Raw genomic sequence first — 20,522 nt, 5'->3', positions numbered from 1 at the left:
CCATCGAATCGCTCTCACCCGACACCGTGGGAACCAAATGTCGACCGTAGTCGCTCACCGGCCGGAATCCCGGACGCCACCAGCGCGGCACCGTCGGACCGCATGATGGCATCACGCGGTGCGAACTCGATGCGACTCGTCGGGTTCGTGGTAGGTCATGCACAAGCACGCGCGGAAACGCTTCGAGAAACTGTTGAGAGAGATGAAGGAGCCCGACATGAGGCTGGGCGACGGAGGTCCCAATGGGGTACGGACCTGTTCGAACTTGGGCGCGTGGGTACGAATCTGGACGACAACATCCGCCGGTGTAAGCGTCGTCAGATTTCGACGACGACGGGGTCGGTGGCACGTATAGCGGCGCGCATGCGGAATCCCGCCCCGCAGCCCACTCTCGTGGCGGTCCGGAGGTCGACTTCCGACTGCTTCCCATCTTGCGCAAAATTCCGCCCAGAGCGCTCCCTGACCTCCTGGCCCTTACCAACTGGGCGTGAAGCTAAACGAACTGAGACCGGTTCTCACCGTCGACACGGCTAAAACCAGGTGTGACCAGCAGCTGCTGCTGTTGCTACTCATCACTTCGAGCTCAAAGTGATGAGTAGGGCTGAAGTCTGCAGAATCCAAAACACCCCGCCTCCAGCTTTGCGCTGGTGACGGGGTGTTTCTGGGTGCGCCATCAGGGACTCGAACCCCGGACCCGCTGTAAAAGAGATAACAATTCAGATGTATCCACCGAGGTTCATCACAGTGTGGCTCAGCAGGGAGTCTGGCGATTCGAGTGACCACCGGCGTACGGGTGAATCCACTCGCATCCGGCCCAAAGTGATGAGTAAAAGATGACCTCCGTCGACCTGCTCCCGGTCCACCGGCGTCCCCTACGGTTCCCCATCGTCTAAACGGACCGCCGTGGCCATTCGACTCCACCTCGTTTCAAAGTGATGAGTTCGAACCCGTTCTGAAACAGCGGCCGTCAGACCTGCCAGGCCGATCCGCTTCAATTAACAACGCGCACTCTGCGATGAGACAGACTACCGAAAGCAAAGAGCCCGGGTCAGCTGCATGAGCTGAATACCGGGTTCTTCGAGCTTCTTCAACCGGGTCACGTCCAACGACGTAGCACCGGCCTGTGCACGACGATCGTAGCTCTGCCCGACAGGACGGCTTCTACGTCCGTCGCCTGGGTCAGTCTGACCGGCGACTGACCCAGGCGCGGCATCCGAGGATCCCCACAGACCGAACGTTCTCGTTTGGGTGTAACGCGACGGACCCGCCAAGCGGTACAGCATCCGCGAAGCCGGAGCGCGGCCTCGAACGAGTCCAGGCAAACCGTCCACTAGCGTCGGACCAATGCCCGGATATCGACCACTCGCCGGTGTCGAACCGAACCGGCCGCACTAGCGATCGGAGATCGGGACCATGGGCCTGCGACTGGGCGGAAGTATCGGACCATTGTTCGGGTCGGTACGGCTGGGCGTGCCGCGTGAGGCAAAGTCGCTCGGCCGAGGGATTCTTGGTCTGATGGGCACGGCAGGCTTCGCCGTGCTGATCGTGTTCGTGCTGTTCTCGTCCTTGATCAGCTGGGTTACGGGCATCCCAGTTGAGCTCGTAATGAGCATCCTGGCGTGGATCATCGGTATTGCAGTAGCGGCAGCGCTGATCACCGGAGCAGTAATGCTCGCCTCGCACCTTCGGCGACAGATTCGTACTCTGCCACGCGGGCGTGCCCGCAGAGAAGTACAAACACAGGCGTGGTTCGCGGCGACGTTCGTCTACGGCTTCGCGGTTTGGGGCGTATCCGTCGTCATCGCCGGATTGTTCAGCATCGACGCATCGACCGTCGCACTCATGGTCGTTCGCATGACGTTGATCGGACTGACCGGATACTGGGTGGGTCTGATTGTGCGGTGGGTCAAGCGACGGAACAACCACCCCGCGTCCACGTCATGGAATGCAGGCCATTCACACGAACCCCTTCCCGCCGCGGACGAAACGCCGTCGTTGGGATCGCGCTTGTCCGCCATCAACGAGGCAGCTCGGGAGGAACGGGACTTCATGCGCCATCAGCGCCGATCACGGAAAGCGCTGCAGCAAAGAGTTCGTGAAGACCGCAAGGCGGGCCGATTCGTTCCCGCCTTCGCGGCCGAGGCGACAGCATTGCCCCTCACTTCTCTGCGGAACTATCGGCGAATGAGCGACCAAGAACGGCAGGCAGTTCGGCTGCAGTACGAAATTCGCTAGGTTGTCCGCACGATTGGGCCCATCCGCCCTGTCGAGCGTTGAATGCTATCGCATCGCGCGTGTTGTGAGCCGCCGAGGGCGTGGTTCGACCTCAGTGAGGCAAATTCTCGGAATGTTTCGTTTGATTGCGGGCCTAACGCAGAAGAGGGCTCGGGCGCGTCGGTTTCATTCTCTGGACATAGGACTATCTGCAGTCGTTCGACTCGGCCATCGGCGACTACACGACCGTGATCACAGTTCCGATCCAGGTCAGACCGTCGCCGGTAGCGACCTGTAGCGGGCCGATCGCACGCGATAGATTTACTCCGAAGCTGGTCGAAGATATTCAGGAAGGCAACTGGTGGGAAAGTCCGCTGAAGTCGAATTTCGCTCACTCGGTCAGGCCGAATTCGAATGTGAGGTTCGCAGCCCGGAAGGGTTGACGATGCGCTGCAACGGTGCGCTCGGCGACCTCGAGCCTCGTGTTCTCGGTGACGACGCGTTGGGCACCAATATTGCCTTAGTTCACAACGCATGGGCGTTCGCCAAGCACGATCATCTAGACCGCACGCTAACAGACGGCGCCGAGCGGACCAGTCATCGCGAGCAGGCGAGGGCACACCGTAAAACTGCAGCTGGCATCGCAGAACTGATCGACAAACTGGGTTCCACGTCGAAAACATCATGGTGTTCAGCATGCTTCACCCGAAGCGACCATCGACGGCTGACGCAAGCATTCGGCACGATCCCGGCATATCTCTGCGAATCGTGCGGATCGCCGACACTGGGATGCGCAGGTCCAGGGTGCGCGAACATGGCCACGCGAGGTTTCGCAGCCGTGCTCGTGCCCCGGTACTGCGCTGAGCACAAGCACGATATCCCCGGGTTCGAAAAAGCGTCGACGAGCTTTGGGGTGCTTGAGGACTATCACGAATTTCTCAAGTTCGAGCGACGCAACCTCGCACTAGGGTCACGAGTAGCAGCGATCTCCGTTCTTTCCGCGGGCGCCCTCGCGACCGGCGCTTTTCTTGCGGCCCCCGCGATCGGCGGGGCAATCGGTAGCCTGAGCATCGCAGGGGGTGGCTACACGGGCGCAGCCGCGACCAGTTACGGGTTGGCTCTGCTCGGCGGCGGCTCGATCGCTGCGGGTGGACTAGGGATGGCCGGCGGCACTGCAGTCGTCGCAGCCGTCGGTGGAGCCCTTGGCGGTGCGCTGGGCAGTTCCGTGACAACTGCATACATAGGTGCAGACAAGTCGTTTAACATCGAACTGATCAAGCCGGGGTCCGGCATACCCGTGATCGTCGCGAACGGATTGTTCAGCGAGGGGTCGGACACACGCGCGGACTGGAAGAAGCTGATCACGCGACGCTACCCGGATTCACCGATCTATCGAGTTCATTGGGGGAGCAACGATCTTGGAGACTTAGCTGCAATGGTCAAGGCGCTGGGTGGACAGCCGGCAGCGGTACTCGGAGTCAAGGGGCTGGCGGCGAAGGCGGGAAAGGCGGGCGCGAAGAAGCTCGGACCGTTGGCACCTGCGCTAGTGGCAGCGGCCCTTGCCAAGAACCCCTGGCACACTGCACGAGTCAAGGCCGACCGGACGGGTGTGGCGCTAGCAGGACTGTTGGCGAGAACCGACGCGAAAAGCTATGTGCTTATTGGTCACAGCCTGGGTGCGCGCGTTGCAGCCACAGCGGCCGAAACCCTTGCGACGTCAAAGAACAAGCCGAGAATCGACACTGTCCACCTGCTAGGCGCCGCCATTGGGGCGAAGGGTGACTGGCGACTGCTCAGCAAAGCAGTCACCGGCGCCGTGCACAACTACCACTCATCGAACGACGCTGTCCTCAAATGGGCCTACAAGACCGCCCAAGCTGGACAATCGGCCGTTGGATTCGTCGGCTTCCGTACCGAATTCGCTCGGATTCACGACCACAATGTCTCCGCTATCGTCGCTGGCCATTCGAAGTATCTTCAAAACGTGCAGCTCTGCTGATCAGACCGTGAAGCCGACGATTGCTTTCTCATTGGAGTTCGGTCCGATTCGGGCGGTCGGCGCAGACGTGCATGGTCGCGGGAAACGCAGTTACCGCACCGTCAGAATAGCTAAACAGAACCGCCGGTCGTAATCCCCCAGCAGAATCGGCGGGTGGGTGCCAATTCGAGTCGGATGCACCGACGCCATTTCGATCGACATGATGGGGCTGTCGAGCGTCTGGGCACGGCCATTCCGGCTCCTGATTTTCGTTGCCACCGTTGCTAAGGGAGATAATAATTAGTACCACTCCCGCAAAAATGAGGGGACCGTAAAAACCGCATACAGACCAGGATAGATACGACTTGTTCTTAGGCCGTGACGTCAAGTTGCTCGTGTCCATCGACAACGGGGTGATCGAGTTGTCCTCGACGATGGCATCGTATAAGTCGCGAAACCGTTTCTCGTTGTGCAGGTATAAGCCGTCGATAATGCAGAAGACGATCAGGCCGACAATGCCTAAGAGGAAGAGGTACCAACTGTCACGCACGACTGCCACCCCAAAAGCAGCGCCAGCGATTGTGATCGACCAGCCTTTTGCGGTTGAGGAGGCGCTGGCCATACGCCCGATGACGGCTGACACCAACTCAAGATGTTTGCGTCGATCCTCACGGTCTTGCTCGTTCTGGATATCGTAGCTACTCACGAGAGATTGGTCAGGCTAGTGCGAACCACAGTAAGGCAGGCGTTTTTCGCATCTTCGGACCAGTGCGTCTCGGTCGGCCAGATTCGACCCATCGCGTCGTCTGCCCAGCGTGGCACGATATGCACATGAAGATGGAACACGGATTGCGTCGCGGCGCTGCCATTGGACTGGATAATATTTAGCCCGTCAGGGCTGAGACCGGATCGTATTGCGCGTGCCACTTTGAGCGTTGCGGAAGTCAACCGCGTCGCGTTCGACTCGTCAAGTTCCCAAATATCTGCGAAATGGCTGGTTGGAATCACTAGCGTATGCCCCAGAGTGGCTGGATTGGTTGGGAAAAAGGCGACAACGTCGTTCGTTCGGAAGACCACACGAGCGGGCTCGTCCTTAACGACTATTTCGCAGAAGTCGCAACCCGGCTTGAGAATCACGTCAGCTTCGCTTCTTCGCGCCAGCGACCCATGTTTCAATGTTGTCAGCGATCGTTTTGTAGACGGCCTTACTGTCGGACCCCGCCGGATCGTGCAGGATGATGTGTCGGTCGAGGGTGCCGCCGTTGTTAGCCAACTTGACATTAGCGAAAGGGTTTGACCCACGCGTCGAAGTCTCACCCTCGAGGTTCTTCAGCCCGTGAATACGTATACCGACCAGAGGTCGGCGGTCGTCCCATGCTTTCCGTATTTCATAGTCGACCCACCGGCTAGACGCCGTTTCTCGTCCCACCAATACTACAACGGCACTCTTACGAAGCATCTGTTCGTGGATCCACTTCTCAATCGCCGCATCTGTTTGGCGTTGCACGGACTCCCATTCCTGTGCCGTGACCAGCGAGTCGTTGGTGATTGCTCCGATCTTCAACACCTGCTGAACGCGCGCAGCGTCGCTGTCGTAGTGAAAACTGGTGAATATTGAACGTGCCATGATCACTCTGCTTTCCGTGTGTCGAAGTGCACAAGCCAGATTAGATGACATCACCGACAACTTGCCGCACGTGAGGCTCAGTCCAACCCTGGTGACGCTAGTCTTGGCTTCATGAGTAATCCTTGCTCGCCCGGCACCCACCCATGTAAGCCCCTCCGGAATTACGCAGCGGCGATCGTCAACATCGGTACCCCCAGCGACATCGCGGACAGCATCGACGACGCCGCGTCCGACACAATGCGCGCAGCGAGCCCACAGGAGCGCCACGCACAGCAGGTTCTAGCGGCGAAATTTCAACCCTGATCACACAGCGTCCTACAGACCGACCCATGCCGCGAAACGGTTTGGATCGTCGTGCGTTCCTCCAAGGCCGTTCTACAGTCAAGGAACGCTGTCGCAAATTCTGGGCGCTTTGGCAGTCAGGTGCCCGCAACCGCCCGCCCCTTCTGAGCACTACCACCGGACGCAGATGTCCGACGGTCTGCACTTCCTGGGAACCAATAGATTCCGTTTGCCACTGACTTCAGATAGTACAACCGCCCCTCATCTTGCAACTTGGCCATAGCTTTCTTCTCGATCTGGCGGATCCTTTCCCGCGTCACGCCATACACCTTTCCAATTTCTTCGAGTGTCATCTCGTCTTCGCCGTTGAAGCCGAAACGCTTGGAGATGACGCCGGCCTCACGCTCGCTCAGCGTCTCAAGAACAACTTGAACAGAATCTTCTAGCAGTGCTCGCTCGACATGGCTGTACGGACTCATCTCTGAATCTTCGAGATCGAGAATGTCGGCCAGGGTTGCCTCACTGTCGCCAATCTTCATATCAAGGGATGGCAAATCGGGCGGTCCGAGTTTCAAGCACTCCATGACCTCTTTCTCCGAGAATTCACACTCCCGAGCCAGTTCGTAGACGGACGGTGGGTGGCCGTCGACTGTAAGCAGCTCCCGTTTGAGCCACACCTTTCTGAGTTTCTCGACCATGTGTACTGGCAGCCGAATCAGGCGCGCGTCGTTGGCGACACCGCGTGTAATGCTCTGGCGGATCCACCAAGTCGCATACGTCGAAAATTTGTTCCCTTGCGCCGGGTCGAACATCTCGACTGCCCGGATGAGGCCAACGCATCCATACTGAAACAGATCGTCGTACGTCATCCCGTTTTGTGGGAACTTCCTTGCGATCGAATGGATCAGCCCTTGGTTGTGAAGGAAGAGGCACTCGGCCGCTTCCCTTGCAGTCCCGGATAGTCGGCCGAACTCGCCTTGCTCGAGAGGCCGCTGTTTCCGTTCCCGGATCAGCAGCGACAGCCCAACCTCCTGTTGTGCCGTCAGTAGCACCTTGGCCTGATTTGCATGCTTTCCATCTTCGGCAATCTGCCGCTCGGCAGCAGCGATGGCGGTCTCAGCCTCTAGCGTGGCGATCACTCGGCGCTCACCTTGCGGCGCTTCCTCGAACGGTGAGTTGGACCCGCCGACGGCGCCTGCAGCGTCCGCGGCACCGATAAAGGTGCCTGCGGCATCAGGAGATTTCGAATCGGTTGGCTCGGGGGCGTCCTCAACGACGCGGAAGCCAGCCTTGGCTAAGAGTCGTTCGATCTCCGGCCGAACTACGTCAGTCGACACCTGTAAAGTCCCGAGGACTCGCTCGAGCCGGGTACGCCGGATCGCGCCATCACGAATGAAGGGCTTGAGTTGCATCAGGACACGTGACAGGTATTGCAAATCCACGCCTCCTCCTTTCCAATACGAGCGGCATGCCAGCGCATCCGGCAGGATTGCGTTGACAACGAGAATACGGAGTAGATAATTGCGGATGGTGCCGACAGAACTCGGAAACGACGAGGTCACCTCCTCCGAGCGGCGTGTCTTCGATTCCCTGGCGTCAGGCGGGCTTCGCGGCACGGCGCTCCACTCACTCAACCTTCCTGAGCATGCCTACAAGCGAACAGGTGAGCTCGACTTCGTGCTGGTTCTCGAAGATCTAATACTCGTCATCGAAGTCAAGGGCGGCCAGGTCTCGTGCCACGACCGCGTGTGGACCTACCGAGACAGGGCGGGTCACCACCGAACGTCACGCGAAGGTCCGTTCAATCAAGCACAAAGCGGGATGTACGCACTGCGAGATCGCCTGCGCACGCGAGTCGGGCACGCAGTCGATGACATTGCATTCGGCTACCTCGTTGTGACTCCTGACGTCGACATACCCAGTGGCTTCGAGTGGGCTGACGAGACCTACTGCGGAAGAGGCCCTTACAACCGTGGGCTTGACAGGGCGATCGAACGCGCACAAGCATACTGGCTTGCCAAAGAACCGCGCCGATTCGTCATCGACTCCAACCTCCATTCCCGTCTGATGCACGACCTACGCCCATCCTTTGATCAGTCGCCGCTACTCGACGCGCGCGCAAGCGCACTCGAGGCGTCGATGGTTCGTCTCACCGATGAGCAATACTCGAGACTCGATCTCATCAGCGAGGAACCCCGTGTGATCTGCAGCGGCGGAGCGGGCACGGGAAAGACCTTCCTCGCAACCGAGGTCGCACGGCGCCAGTCTCTCGTCGGCCGCCGCGTACTCTTTACCTGTCGAAGCACAGTTTTGGCGGCCTTTGTAAAGGAACTACTGGCAGGGACCAGCGTCGATGTGATGGCAATTGATGAAATACCGGTATCCGGCTCCTACGACGTGCTGGTGGTCGACGAGGCTCAAGACCTCATGACGTTCGACATCCTCAACGATCTCGAAAGTGTCATCGCGGGCGGGTGGGCAGACGGCCGCTGGGTGATGTTTCTCGACCAAAACGCGCAGGCACACTTCTACGGCGACTTCGATACCGACGCCCTGCAGTATGTCGAGTCCTTCCACCCCGTCCGGCCCACGTTGAAATTCAATTGTCGCAACACCCGTGAGATTGCATTTCAGACCCGCGCCTACACCGGAGCCGACACCGGCGTAGCTACTGCAGGTGCCGGTCCCGAAGTAATCTACGCGAACATCTCGAATCGACAATCCGAGACAGCCGCCCTGGAAGCACATTTGCGCACCCTCCGAGAGAACGAAGTACGCCCTGGGAACATCACGATCGTCTCCGTACGGGGCGACTGGGAATCATCCGCCGCGAAAGGCCTCCGAGACTTTCGCAAAGGGCGACTAGAACGAGTGACGCCTGAGCGCGCCGCTAACTGGCCCGGGACAAGCATGTCCTGGGCATCAGCGATAGATGTCAAAGGCATGGAAAATCGATTTGTCTGTGTAATCGACATCGATTCGGTGACGTCCGAGAAGGAGGCAAATTTGCTGTACGTCGCGCTGAGTAGGCCGCGGGCCGGTCTTTGGGTAGCCGTAACTTCGGAGGTAGGCGACCAGCTCAAAGGACTCTTCAAACTACACAGCGCAAGCGCGCTGGAGGCGTACAAGAAGGCGAAAGTATGACATCACTGGCAGACACACGAGACGACGTCGTTGCCTACGTCAGGCGACAACTGGTTGGTCCCTTCGACGGTCCCGATGAGGTCATTTTCGATCCGCCGAATCGCCGCTATCTCATGGGCATCCTCTTCCCCCGGCAAGGATCGTTTGCTGACTATGCCGAGCACGAGGGCGAGGAGACCGACGACGCGGGAACAGACGCCGGCGAAGAGAACCGGTACAGCGACGACCCTGTGTCCGCGGCGAACGACTTCCTCCCTGCCTCCCAGGGTATGTCGTTCTTCACGACCGCCTCCCAGGTGACCGTTCACACCCGCGCCGCATACTACGAGACACTTAGTGGTTCTCTTGCGGAAGCAGCTATTGCAGAGAATGAAGGCAAGGCTGGTCCAACGGGCACACCGGAAGTGAGCCAACCGAAGAGCCATTCGAAGAGCACTGCCAAAGTTTGGCGGCGACATCAACTCGACGAGGCTGACGCCACTATCACCGCGGGCACCGGAAGCAAACTCGTCTTGCAAGATCGTGCGGAGTTGCACGTCCGTTGGCGTACTTTCCCTCATGGGTCGTTGGTCACCGTGACGCTCGTCAACGCCAGGGAGGCAAGCAGCGACCACCCTGAACGTGACTGGGACGACATGCTGCTCCAGACAGAGTTCGACGTAGAAGTTCCTGCAGGGACGCGGGTCATGGAATATCCGAATGTCGCCTTGACCTCACACGACCCCGAAGAGGAAGAGCTCCGTCTTATCCATCGTGAGTCTCGAGTCTTCGCGATCGGCCACGGTTGCTCGCCCCAGTGGACGGAGGAGGACGGGCTCGTGACAAAATTGAAGACGGAAGTGATGCCCGCGCACATCGTTCCCCGGGTAAGCGCGGAAGGTAACCCTTCCCCGGCTCTCGACGTCGCGTGGTTAGCGGACCCGACAGTACCCGTCGAAACACTCGTGAATGAGTTGAACGTTTTCATCGATCAGTATGAAGAATGGATCGACGGCGTTGAGGAGAAGTCCGTCGGGTTACCTGAACGTCATAAGAAAGCGTCGAGATCGGTGATCGATCGCCTTAAGCGCGCCAAGAGTCGAATGCGTTCCGGAGCAATGGTGTTCGCCGACCACAGCGACCGGGAGAAAATCGTCCAGGCTTTCCGTCTCGCTAACGAGGCGATGCTGATGCAGATGCGCCACAGTAGCAGGGACCTGGCAGGTAACCGACACGCCCGCGAGGAGGCACCGGAGATGCCTGGAGAGTACGAACCCGGTGCGAAATGGCGCCCGTTTCAGCTCGGATTCTTCCTCACCACACTACGCGGCCTCGTCGAGGAACAGCACGAGGATCGCGATGTCGTGGACCTTATTTGGTTTCCCACGGGCGGAGGAAAAACCGAGGCTTATCTTCTGGTCGCCGCCTTCGAAATCTTCCGCCGACGTCTTGTCCTCGGTGCGACAGGGCTCGGCACTGCCGTGGTCAGCCGGTACACCCTCTCACTCCTGACGGCCGACCAATTCAAGCGGACCGCATCCACTACGGCGGCCTGCGAAAAGTTGCGTCGCCGGAACGCCGGCAAGCTCGGAGACGAACCCATTTCGGTCGGGCTGTGGGTAGGTGAGTCAACATCGCCGAACGACTTTGGCAAAGCAAAAGAACGCTACGACGAGCTGCGCGATGCGGGCGAGACCGACGAACGCTTCCTCTTGGATCGGTGCCCGTGGTGCGGAACTGAAATTGTGCCCAGAAAACACCACGAAGACGATGAAAAGTACGGCATAGCCGCGACTGACCACTCGTTTCAGTTCAACTGCCCTTCGACAAAATGCGAGTTTCACGACAGCATTCCTGTACACGTAATCGATCAGGCTCTGTATCAGAAACCTCCGACATTTTTGTTGGGTACCGTTGACAAGTTCGCCCAGCTCGCATGGCACCCAGACTCAGGAGCCTTGTTCGGGCATGCGATCGACCGCAGGCCCCCTTCCTTGATCATCCAAGACGAGTTACATCTCCTCACTGGCCCACTCGGAACCACCGTCGGGTTGTACGAGTCCGCGATCAATTTGCTATGCGAGTTCAATGGCCGACCGCCGAAAGTGGTTTCGAGCACCGCGACTATCCGCCGGGCCTCTGCGCAGATCAAGGGCCTGTTCGGCCGAGATGTCGACTTGTTCCCCCCGACTGGGATCGACGCTGATGACTCTTACTTCGCTCGGGTAGACAGAACATCGCCGGGGCGTCTGTACGTAGGCTTGATGGCGCAGGGCCACACCTCCGACACCGCGGTCGTGCATACAGGCGCGGCGCTCTTGCAGGCGCCGGTGGATCTGATTCTCAAGGGTGAAGCGCAGGATGCATATTGGACGGTGGTCGCCTATCACAGTTCACTGAGGGAGCTTGGTCGTACGGTTACGATCGCACGCGACGATATCAACTCTCGCCTCGGCAGCCTCATTGTCGACAGGCCCCGCCGAGAGTACGAGGTCGAGGAACTATCCGCCCACGTCCCGCGCGCCCTGCAGCCTCGGCTACTCGAGCGGCTTAATCTACCCGTGTCAAGCGGCTCGGTCATCGACTTCATCGCGACAACGAACATGTTGTCCGTGGGAGTTGACGTGCCCCGTCTGGGCTTGATGCTGGTCAATGGCCAACCGAAGTCGACTGCGGAATACATTCAGGCCACGAGCCGCGTAGGTCGAAAAGCAGCCCCGGGGTTGATTTTTGGACTGTTTCGATCCACAAAGCCTCGTGACCGGTCACACTACGAGAACTTTCGGGCCTACCACTCGTCGCTTTACCGTCACGTCGAACCGACGAGCGTGACACCGTTCTCGCCTCCGTCCCGTGACCGCGCACTGCATGCCGCCCTGGTGATCCTAGCTCGACACCGGGTCGGCATGCGGAGCGACGGCAGCGCAGGGCAGATCCTTCAGCGACGAGCCGACGTCGAGGCAATGGCTGACCGGCTCGTCGAAGTCGTGGGTCGGGTGGAGCCGCGCGAGAAGACCGGCGCACGCACGTACCTCGACAGGTTCGTCGAAGATTGGGTCGAGAGAGCCCAGCGGGCAGACGAGCAAAACAAGCTCCTGTACTACCGCCCCAATGGGAAGGGTCAACTAAATCTCATCAGACAATTCCATACCAAGTCTCAGGGCTGGCAGACCCTCGGCTCCATGCGCAACGTCGATGTCGAGTCGCTAGTCGAGGTTGCAAAGAGCAGCGGAACCACGGGGAGTGGTATCTAGTGCAAAGAAAAATCAGGCAGTCACAGACGATCGTCCCGTTCGGGGTCGGTGCCATATTCGACATACAAGGCGAGTCGTTGGTCGCCTGTGACACGTTCCGTTGGGGACCCCGCGGCGAGCGGATTCAAAGCGAACGGCTTGCCGCTGTACTTGGCGTCGCGGAGTTTCGTGCCGCTCCGGCGGTGGCGAGTAACGCCTGGGCGGCATCATCGGCGGGCATCCCGTACTCCCGCTTCCCCAGCTGGTTGTTCTGTCAGCATTGCCGACGCATGACGCGGTGGACCCGTGCCCTGGAGCAGGCTGACAAAGCACCCACCTGCGGGTCTTGTCCGGGACGAAAGCAACTCGTCCCAATGCGCTGGGTGCAGATCTGTCCTTCCGGCCACATGGACGACATCGACTGGAAGCGTTGGGCGCATTCGCGGAATAACAACCCCGAAGCTCGCCAGTGTCAGAAGGAGAATCTTTTTTTCGAGACAGTTCCGGCCAAAGGCGCAGGCGGTCTCGACACCCTACAAGTGCATTGCCATAGCTGCCACAGCCGGCGGAACCTCATGGGAGTCACGTCCCAAGGATCCTTAAAATCGATTGGGATCAAATGCACGGGGCGTCAACCCTGGCAGCGCCGGGATGAACGAGTTGACTGCGACGAAATACCGCTCGCGGTCCAGCGAGGCGCGAGCAACGTCTACTTTCCCTCTGTTAGTTCTTCGATCGAAATTCCGAATCCTTCTCGAGCGGACAGTCAAAGCGAGATGGCGCTTGCGATCAAGGCGGACAATCTGTTCCTCGCCCTCATGGGCATGAACGAGGACGCCCCGATCTACGACCAAATGGTTCAAATGCTTGCCGAACAGCACAACGCCAGCTCAGATTACGTAGCCGCCCTGGTCCGAGACGAGAAGAAGCGGGAGGCGGGTAGAGGGACCGCTGTCGAAGCGACGCCCGGGGATCTACTGGGAGAAGAGTGGGCGGCCTTCCTTACCGAGATGGACAACAACGAGGACCCCGACTTTCAAACCCGGCATTTGGAACTGGTCGTCGGAACTCCCACTGAGGTGACATCGACCCTAGCCGACAAATTCCACAAAGTGGTTGTCGCTGACCGCCTTCGCGAGGTGCGGGCGCTCGAGGGCTTCCACCGCGTCACGCCGGGCGGAAGGGACAAGCTCGTCCCGGTCGCACTCAATCACAAATCCAGCGTTAATTGGCTGCCAGCAATTGACGTTCGTGGTGAGGGGATCTTCCTATCACTCGACGAAGGCCGTCTCTCAGTGTGGGAGGAAGAAGACTCAGTTCGCAACAGGGTAGCTGCACTGGAGGGCCGACTCGATCGCTCATTCATGGCACCTCGACTGAGAGAGCGTACTGGTCCGTTGTTGTCCCCCCGATATGTCCTCCTACACACCTTCGCGCACCTCCTCGTAAGGCGCTTAGCATTCGAATCCGGTTACGCTGCAACTAGTTTGCGCGAACGCATCTATGCACGCAGCGCACCCGGCGCGCCAGGGGCATCCAAGCAGGCTGGAGTATTGATTTACACGGCAGCTGGGGACTCGGAGGGAACATTGGGCGGACTAGTTCGTCAGGGAGAGTCGCCTCAGCTCCAAGGCAGCATCATCGAGGCGTTGCAGGACGCAATGTGGTGCTCGTCGGACCCACTCTGCAGCGAGAACCTGGCTTCTACTTTCAACAGTCTGAATCTTGCCGCCTGCCATGCCTGCACGCTGCTCGCAGAAACGAGCTGTGAAAGCGGCAACTATCTGCTCGACCGGGTGCTCGTCGTCGGCAACGGCGAAGTCCGTGGCTACTTCCAGGACGTACTGGATGCCGCTGTGCTGTCCGCAGGTGAGGGAGCGAGGGGCCTACAGTGAGACTCCCTTCGTTCGAAGACCTGTCGAAGGAACAGGATCTCGTGTATAATCTCGACTTCGACGGCAATTTTCTTGTGACTGGGCCTCCTGGAACCGGCAAGTCGGTAATGGCGCTTTACCGCGCGCAGATCCTATCGTTCGACGAACGTGGACCTTCGGTATTGATGTACAACAACATGCTGCAGCAGTACACCGAGCAGGCTGCTACTGAGATGGGCATCGCCAGCTACGTAACGACGTTTCACGCCTGGCTTGGAAAATTCTGGTGGTCTACGTACAAAGAGACAGTGCCCAGTCTGCAACCGTACGTCCCAGACTGGCCGGCCATCTGGCAACGATTCGCGGCGGAACCGGTCGATGAGACGGTTCTGCAGGACGTCCTGGTGGATGAAGGACAAGATCTATCCCTCGACTTCTTTCGACTGTCACATTTCCTTGCGAAGAACGTCACCGTATTCGCCGACGAGAACCAACAACTATCAGATCAGAACACGACCATCGACGAGATCGCGAGGGCGATCAAGCCGAAAGAGCGGCTGGAGTTGAGGCGGAACTATCGGAACACTGTCGAGATCGCAAAAGTCGCTGCGGCTTACTACGCTGGTTCGCCGACCGGCATCCCAGACTTGCCGACCCGGCATGGCGAACGGCCGACCTTGAGGCAGCATGAGAACCATGAGGCTCTCGCGGACTTCATCACTCGATACGCCAAAGCCCGCAGCAACCTCACAATTGGAATTGCTTGCTTTACAAGGCGATTCCAACTTTTTCTTCTTCGAATACTAGAAACGAGGAAGCTACCTGTCCAGGTGCAGACGTACATTGCCGGTGACAATCGATACAATAGCGTTGGGTTCGACACCCCCGGAATTACGCTCTTGAACATGCAGTCCTTGAAGGGGCTCGAGTTCGACACGCTGTTCGTTCCGGAGCTGCAGCAAGTCACTCGTGATCCGTCGTCCGCTGCTACAAGAATGCTATTTTACGTGGTGATGTCGCGCGCTCGAGACGAACTTCACTTGTCCTACAGCGGGGGTGGCGAGATCCCCGCGATCCTCGATTGCGTCAAAGGATTGGTTCGGGAGCTGTGAAACAGGAAGACAGTTCGCCCTCCGAGTCCCCCCTACCGAGGAACCCCTTTGGGGGCCCCGAAGAGACTGTTGCCACGCGCAGCAATATCGAGTCGGATGAACATGTGCTCGAATCGGTTACGCCTACAACCGGTTCGGCGGTCTATTTTCTAACTAACCGTATGAACCTGAACGGGGCGCTCAGTTCTCGTATCGTCGCACCACGGGAGTCGCACGCGAAGTACTACTCTGATCTCCTCGAACGAACCCCAAGCTGGGTTCCCCTACTGACACGTCCACCATCGGCTGCGCTCATCGAAGCAGTCACAGCCGAGAGGGGCGCTGGAGGGGCCGTACTGGTCGAATTTGCTCCCGGCGCTATCGACCATGCGAACGGCGACGCCCCGGTGGTTTACGTCCCCGCCCTCCCGCTTTCATGGGCAGTCGCGATCCACTTCCGCGATGAGCGCGACCTGCGCGAGCATCGAGCACGGACATACGCGAACGTGCATCTGCACGATGCGCTCCTGCGAGTCTCCCCCGCTCTATTTACTGGCGAATCATCGCAAGAGGCTCCGTTCACGCCGCCGCCTCAAGCCCACGCGATTGACTGGGGTCATATAGACCGTATTCGAGGGGCCATGAGCGCAGCCGTGGCGTCGGTCGAGAACGGCAAGCAACTGGAGATCGCGGGGCGTTTCTTGGGCCTGGCGGATATGCCAGCTGGGGTAACGCTGCCACAGTGGATGAACCCGCGTGAGATCGACGACCTCCCCGGTACGAACCGTCCTCCAGCCCCGCAATCTGGAGACTCGGACATCGAGGTCTCCGACCAAGTAGGGTTCCGCGCCGCGTACAGCGTCTTGGGCGACGAGGATGCGACTAAAGCGTGGAGCCCGAACGGAATACTGGACGCAGTGACGGCCAGCGTAGGAACGTTCGATCTGCCCAGGAATGCTTCGCACACAATTGCTCGGAACCTCCAGCGGGTCCGAGCTATCGTCAACGTCGAAACTGACTTCGAACCATTCCGACCCACCGGCCAGGCCCTGGTCAGCATCAAAGCTCTGCTGCTGGTCCTCCTGCGACCCGATTTGAAGCAGCTTCTCGAGTGGCCTGCGACAGAGACGGGAGCGGACGACCTAACAAGAGTTACCGCCGCTGTGTTGGCTGGCAGACTCCGCGGCCTCGCACGCGAGGCGACCGATGTACGGTCAGTTGCATTCGATGACATGACCGCCAGGTGGGCAGCGCGCGCGGCATGTGGGCGAACAGAGCCAATCGGGAATGTGCAGATCACCCGCGACGGCGAATGGACGAGTTTGTCGCTGGACCGGACTGTGATCGCAGCCTCAGCTGCCTTATGACCGTGCGAACGGCACCTACTGGATTTCGCGATGCGCCTGAAACCGACCGGCGACGCACGCCCTCGCTCGGATCCGCGATCTCCCCACTTGACGCCGCCCAGACAGCGACTCGATGGAACTACGTCGCCTTCCGCCGCGAAGCTGGAGCACGCTTATTCAACAGGCGCGCGAGGTGCCGAGCGATTGCCGTAGCAAGCTCCGGCGGAACAGCGTTCCCGATCTGGCGAGCGACCTGGATCTTGGTGCCTTCGAATTCGAAGGAGTCCGGGAAGGACTGCAGCCTGGCCGCTTCGCGGTGCGTGATCGGCCGGTCGGCGACCGGGTGGAGGTACCGTCCCTTCTCTGGCTTGTAGAACTCCGTCCGCACCGTTACGGACGGCCGGTCCCACCACAGCCTGCCCATCACATCGGTCGTTCCGGTGGGCTTGTTTGCCCAGCACGCCGGAAGCAGGTCCGGTCTGTTCGCCGCGAGATCGAACCGGTTGCCACCCTCTGGGATCGCTCGGTACCGATCCAAGCTCATGGGCCGCGCGTTCCGACCGAGGTGCAGGTCGAGGTGCGAGCCCGAAGTCCCAATCTCGGTTGACGCCGGAATCGCGGGCAGGTCACCAATCGCGTCTCTAACGGTGTTGTACGGGACCGCTCCAGGCGATTCCGGCCCGTGGGTCGGAGGAGGAGGCCAGGGCACGGTCTTCAGGTTTCGGACAGCGAGGAGGATGCCGCGCCGTCGACGTTGCGGGACGCCGTAGTCCGCCGCGTTGAGCACACCGTAAGAGAATCCGTACTTCTTCAACTCTGGATCGGTGTCCAGTAGCTCAAGGAGCTTCGCGAACTGCGCGCTCTTCTGGAACTCAGGTACGTTTTCGATCACGAATGCCTTGGGCTTGACTTGCTTCACAGCACGAAGGAAGTGCTGCCAGAGCTCGTTGAGCTGCGCCCTAGATACATCGTCACGGTTCCGGCCGAGCGGTGAGAATCCCTGGCAGGGCGGGCCGCCGAGGATGACATCGGCCTTCTCGAAGTGTTCGAGGTCTTCAATCGGTCCGTCGTAGACGGGGCAGCCGAAGTGACGTTTGAACGTACGCGCCGCAGCAGACTCGATCTCGACGGCATGAACTGGCCTGTAACCGAGGTCCGCGAGCTCGAAGCCCAGAGACAGACCGCCAGCACCCGCGAACAGGTCAAGTGTACGAATATCAGCCATTGCCACCCTCCGAAGATCCGTTCGATCCTACTCGGCCATCATTGCCGGAAGGTCCGACAGATAAGCGTGTCGGTGCAAAGTCTTCGAGTTCATGCCGGCATGGTCTGTTCTGTGACTGCCCCCTTCGCTGCTGAGCTGTGCGGCTACCGACCGAATGGAAACCCGTCCACATCGGACAACAACGACTCGGGATCCGTCGAGTGGGGGCATGCCCTGTTTCGCGCTCTGGGGGTCGCACCTGAACAGCCGGAGATTCCGAGAGTAGGCAGCGTGATGGAGACCCGCGCCGCGGAGCATCTTCAGTCATTGCGACCCGATCTCCGTATCGCGAACTCCAGGCCGGCGTCGGAATTCGAGCAGTATAAGCATCTGAGCGTGTTCAGAACTTTCACAAGGAACTACAAGGGGCCGTCAGCACTGCTTTCAGCCGTCGAGCTAGAGCTAGAGAAGGCCTTACAGGCCGACACAACTGGCGTTCGGTCTCGTATTCGCGCTGCAGCCGCGGAAGCCGCAGCCGACCACGAGCTCGTGATGCAGCTCAGTGACACCATGCCGGAGGAGTCGATGTTGAAACTGGACATCACCGCCTCGGCACCAACAGATACGGCCCGCCTCCTGGTCGGCTTGTCCTCGAAGTGGTCACTCCGTACTGACCGCGCTCAGGATTGCGTGTCGCAAGGCGCGAAGCTCGTCAGTCTCCGACGTGGACATATGCCCCATTACGCGGTGTTGACGATGGAGCCGAGGCCCTCGATGCTGAAACTGATTGCTTACGGATCCGGTTCGGTGGACTGCGTCTACCACGTAGCGCTACCTGAGCTCCGCGTCGCAGCAGCCGAGATCGCAGCTACGAAGCGGGAAGGTGTGGACGGATGGCCTCCCCGCCTGATGCTGGAACGGATGGTGTCGCAGGGCCGCGTCCGCTCCTACGGACAACTCGTCGACGAGATCCGCCGGGTCGCCTGAGAATTCGCTACTGCAAAGACGGGCCATGGACCATTTTTGCGCACCTCCAGTGGACGGGCACCCGACGACATGGCGTCGAGGCACGTTCAGCACCATCAAAGGTTTGATCCGGCTCGATCAAACACCGAGAACTGCGGGCGCCACAGTCTCAGCAGCCGAATCTTCAAACGCATTGCCGAAGTTTCAGAATGAGACTCCTGGTCCAGTCAATTCGTAATCGCCGGAATCCCTCGGGACTGCATCGTCCACCGAGCGTGCATCGGGTCAGGCGTGGTTGTATCGGCTGCGCACGCGATGCCCAAACTCAGCGATATCCTATGTCGCCGTGGACATACGCGTCCTGGTCCGCACGGGTCGCGTCGGTATTGCGCCCACCCTCAAGGGCACTACTGGTGCGAGCAGCATCAACAGCTCGCGCCCGCTCAGATGCTGCTGTTCGTACCAACGGCACTCGCCACCTTCACATCCGCCGTTCCATCGAAGCGCCTGTCGCCCCAAAGTTTCGGGCGTGCGAACCCTCGGACAGCACTTCACAGCGCTTGACCACCGACAAAGTGCTTCACCCCCGTCAACACCGGGCCCGTGCCTCAGCCGAAAGTTTGCGTTCGCTAGACGCCTTAAAGTCTTCAGCGCGCACCGCTGGGAGGCTTGCGATCGCCTCCCAGCCAACATTCCAGGTCCCTCGATCACAACGGCAGCCGGCGCATCGAGATCTTCCGAATGCTGCGAAGCTCGGATGGCGCAATATAGAGTCTAGCGATAAACACCGACGGCCAGCTTGTCCGGCAGATCCGTGATGAACCATCAGCGTTCAGGTGAGGCCGCGTTTTCAAAAAGATGAGTAAGTGATGAGTTGAGCGTCCACAGGCGTCTTTCGGGTGACCGATCAGGGATTCGATCGCGCGATTACCCAGGTCAGCAGCAGGCTGCTCGAACTTGAATCCCCGAATAATGCGATTGGGAGTCAAGTCTCCGAAACGCCCTACGCGGCTTGAAGACCCGCAGGTCAGAGCGCTGACTAATTTCGAAAGATCCGCGGCCACCGAGGCAACCTCGGACAACAAAAAGTGCCTCTGAACAGCGTAAACGCTGTTCAGAGGCACTTGGTGTGCGCCATCAGGGACTCGAACCCCGGACCCGCTGATTAAGAGTCAGCTGCTCTAACCAACTGAGCTAATGGCGCCGATCCGCACCGCGTGTTCTCTGCGGTGCGGGAGAAACATTAACAGGAGAAACTGCCAGTTGTGAAATCGCCTGGTCAGAGGGCCTGTGTCAGCTGAAGATCTTGCGCACGACGAGTACGGCGACTACTGCGCCGACACCGATGAGCGTGAACTTCACCGGCGGCTCGTTCAGCTTGGCAACGATGCTCTGCTTGGTGTTCTCTGCGATTCGCTTGGGACTGGCCCGCACGCTGAGCTCGTCCAGGGTGCTGGCGAGCTGGTTCCGAGCTGCCTCGATCTCGCGCTCGATTCTGTCGGTGTCCCTGGCCACGTGTCCTCCAACTTGTTGCAAATCCTGGCTGTCACTGTCGAGCCTAAAGCACTGCGTGTCTCGGACCGG

At 59.5% G+C, this 20,522-nt stretch carries 16 protein-coding genes and 1 tRNA gene; 9 read left to right on the top strand and 8 right to left on the bottom strand.

Going from position 1 to position 20,522, the window contains the following annotated elements; genetic code table 11:
• Positions 1-1,413 precede the first annotated feature (1,413 nt).
• The gene (locus CH289_RS18980; RefSeq protein WP_020113307.1) at positions 1,414-2,235 is read left to right on the top strand and encodes a hypothetical protein; all 822 of its coding nucleotides are present in this window, start codon (positions 1,414-1,416) and stop codon (positions 2,233-2,235) included.
• Between the two features lie 481 nt (positions 2,236-2,716).
• Positions 2,717-4,213 (top strand): TMCO4 family protein, encoded by a 1,497-nt coding sequence (locus CH289_RS18975; protein ID WP_256977357.1) that lies wholly within the window; start codon positions 2,717-2,719, stop codon positions 4,211-4,213.
• Between the two features lie 28 nt (positions 4,214-4,241).
• On the opposite strand, the gene CH289_RS18970 is transcribed toward CH289_RS18975, so the two are convergent.
• From CH289_RS18970 to CH289_RS18960, 3 genes are read right to left on the bottom strand one after another with little or no spacing between them, the layout of a single operon-like run.
• Positions 4,242-4,898 (bottom strand): hypothetical protein, encoded by a 657-nt coding sequence (locus CH289_RS18970; RefSeq protein ID WP_020113309.1) that lies wholly within the window; start codon positions 4,896-4,898, stop codon positions 4,242-4,244.
• Entirely contained in the window at positions 4,895-5,329 is a 435-nt protein-coding gene (locus tag CH289_RS18965; protein WP_081631908.1) for an HIT family protein, read from the bottom strand. Before CH289_RS18965 ends, CH289_RS18970 begins: the two co-directional genes overlap by 4 nt.
• A 1-nt stretch (position 5,330) precedes the next feature.
• Positions 5,331-5,819, bottom strand: coding sequence for a TIR domain-containing protein (locus CH289_RS18960; protein WP_027499093.1), 489 nt, complete (start codon positions 5,817-5,819; stop codon positions 5,331-5,333).
• A gap of 111 nt (positions 5,820-5,930) precedes the next feature.
• Here CH289_RS18960 and CH289_RS28055 point away from each other — a divergent pair, with 111 nt between their 5' ends.
• Entirely contained in the window at positions 5,931-6,122 is a 192-nt protein-coding gene (locus CH289_RS28055) for a hypothetical protein (protein WP_143545117.1), read from the top strand.
• Positions 6,123-6,238: 116 nt separating this feature from the next.
• Here CH289_RS28055 and CH289_RS18955 read toward each other — a convergent pair whose 3' ends face one another.
• Complete coding sequence (locus tag CH289_RS18955) at positions 6,239-7,543, bottom strand: sigma-70 family RNA polymerase sigma factor (protein ID WP_020113311.1); 1,305 nt, start codon at positions 7,541-7,543, stop codon at positions 6,239-6,241.
• Between the two features lie 85 nt (positions 7,544-7,628).
• Here CH289_RS18955 and CH289_RS18950 point away from each other — a divergent pair, with 85 nt between their 5' ends.
• From CH289_RS18950 to CH289_RS18930, 5 genes are read left to right on the top strand one after another with little or no spacing between them, the layout of a single operon-like run.
• The gene (locus CH289_RS18950) at positions 7,629-9,245 is read left to right on the top strand and encodes a nuclease-related domain-containing DEAD/DEAH box helicase (protein ID WP_020113312.1); all 1,617 of its coding nucleotides are present in this window, start codon (positions 7,629-7,631) and stop codon (positions 9,243-9,245) included.
• Complete coding sequence (locus CH289_RS18945) at positions 9,242-12,478, top strand: helicase-related protein (protein WP_037189085.1); 3,237 nt, start codon at positions 9,242-9,244, stop codon at positions 12,476-12,478. The genes CH289_RS18950 and CH289_RS18945 overlap by 4 nt, the downstream gene beginning before the upstream one ends.
• Positions 12,478-14,352, top strand: a complete 1,875-nt coding sequence (gene drmB / locus CH289_RS18940; RefSeq protein ID WP_027499094.1) for a DUF1998 domain-containing protein — start codon at positions 12,478-12,480, stop codon at positions 14,350-14,352. Before CH289_RS18945 ends, drmB begins: the two co-directional genes overlap by 1 nt.
• 41 nt (positions 14,353-14,393) lie before the next feature.
• Positions 14,394-15,443, top strand: coding sequence for an AAA family ATPase (locus tag CH289_RS18935; protein ID WP_020113315.1), 1,050 nt, complete (start codon positions 14,394-14,396; stop codon positions 15,441-15,443).
• Positions 15,440-16,789, top strand: a complete 1,350-nt coding sequence (locus tag CH289_RS18930) for a hypothetical protein (protein WP_143545116.1) — start codon at positions 15,440-15,442, stop codon at positions 16,787-16,789. Before CH289_RS18935 ends, CH289_RS18930 begins: the two co-directional genes overlap by 4 nt.
• Before the next feature lie 118 nt (positions 16,790-16,907).
• Here CH289_RS18930 and CH289_RS18925 read toward each other — a convergent pair whose 3' ends face one another.
• On the bottom strand, positions 16,908-17,993 hold the full coding sequence (locus CH289_RS18925) for a DNA cytosine methyltransferase (protein ID WP_020113317.1): 1,086 nt from the start codon (positions 17,991-17,993) through the stop codon (positions 16,908-16,910).
• A gap of 273 nt (positions 17,994-18,266) precedes the next feature.
• Between CH289_RS18925 and CH289_RS18920 the strand changes: the two genes are divergently transcribed.
• Positions 18,267-18,959 carry an NgoMIV family type II restriction endonuclease gene (locus CH289_RS18920; RefSeq protein ID WP_020113318.1) on the top strand — a complete coding sequence of 231 codons (693 nt, stop codon included), beginning with the start codon at positions 18,267-18,269 and terminating at the stop codon, positions 18,957-18,959.
• Positions 18,960-19,263: 304 nt separating this feature from the next.
• Here CH289_RS18920 and CH289_RS28050 read toward each other — a convergent pair whose 3' ends face one another.
• From CH289_RS28050 to CH289_RS18910, 3 genes are all read right to left on the bottom strand, one after another.
• A complete protein-coding gene (locus CH289_RS28050) occupies positions 19,264-19,410 on the bottom strand; it encodes an antitoxin VbhA family protein (RefSeq protein WP_256977352.1) in 147 nt (48 codons plus the stop codon).
• Positions 19,411-20,068: 658 nt separating this feature from the next.
• Positions 20,069-20,142, bottom strand: a tRNA-Lys gene (locus tag CH289_RS18915).
• An 89-nt stretch (positions 20,143-20,231) separates the two neighbouring features.
• Positions 20,232-20,453 (bottom strand): DUF3618 domain-containing protein, encoded by a 222-nt coding sequence (locus tag CH289_RS18910; protein WP_020113319.1) that lies wholly within the window; start codon positions 20,451-20,453, stop codon positions 20,232-20,234.
• Between the last annotated feature and the right edge of the window lie 69 nt (positions 20,454-20,522).

It is taken from the genome of Rhodococcus sp. RS1C4, from assembly GCF_002258225.1.
GTDB classification, from domain to species: Bacteria; Actinomycetota; Actinomycetes; order Mycobacteriales; family Mycobacteriaceae; genus Rhodococcoides; species Rhodococcoides fascians_E.
This window is presented reverse-complemented; position numbering and strand designations above follow the sequence as displayed.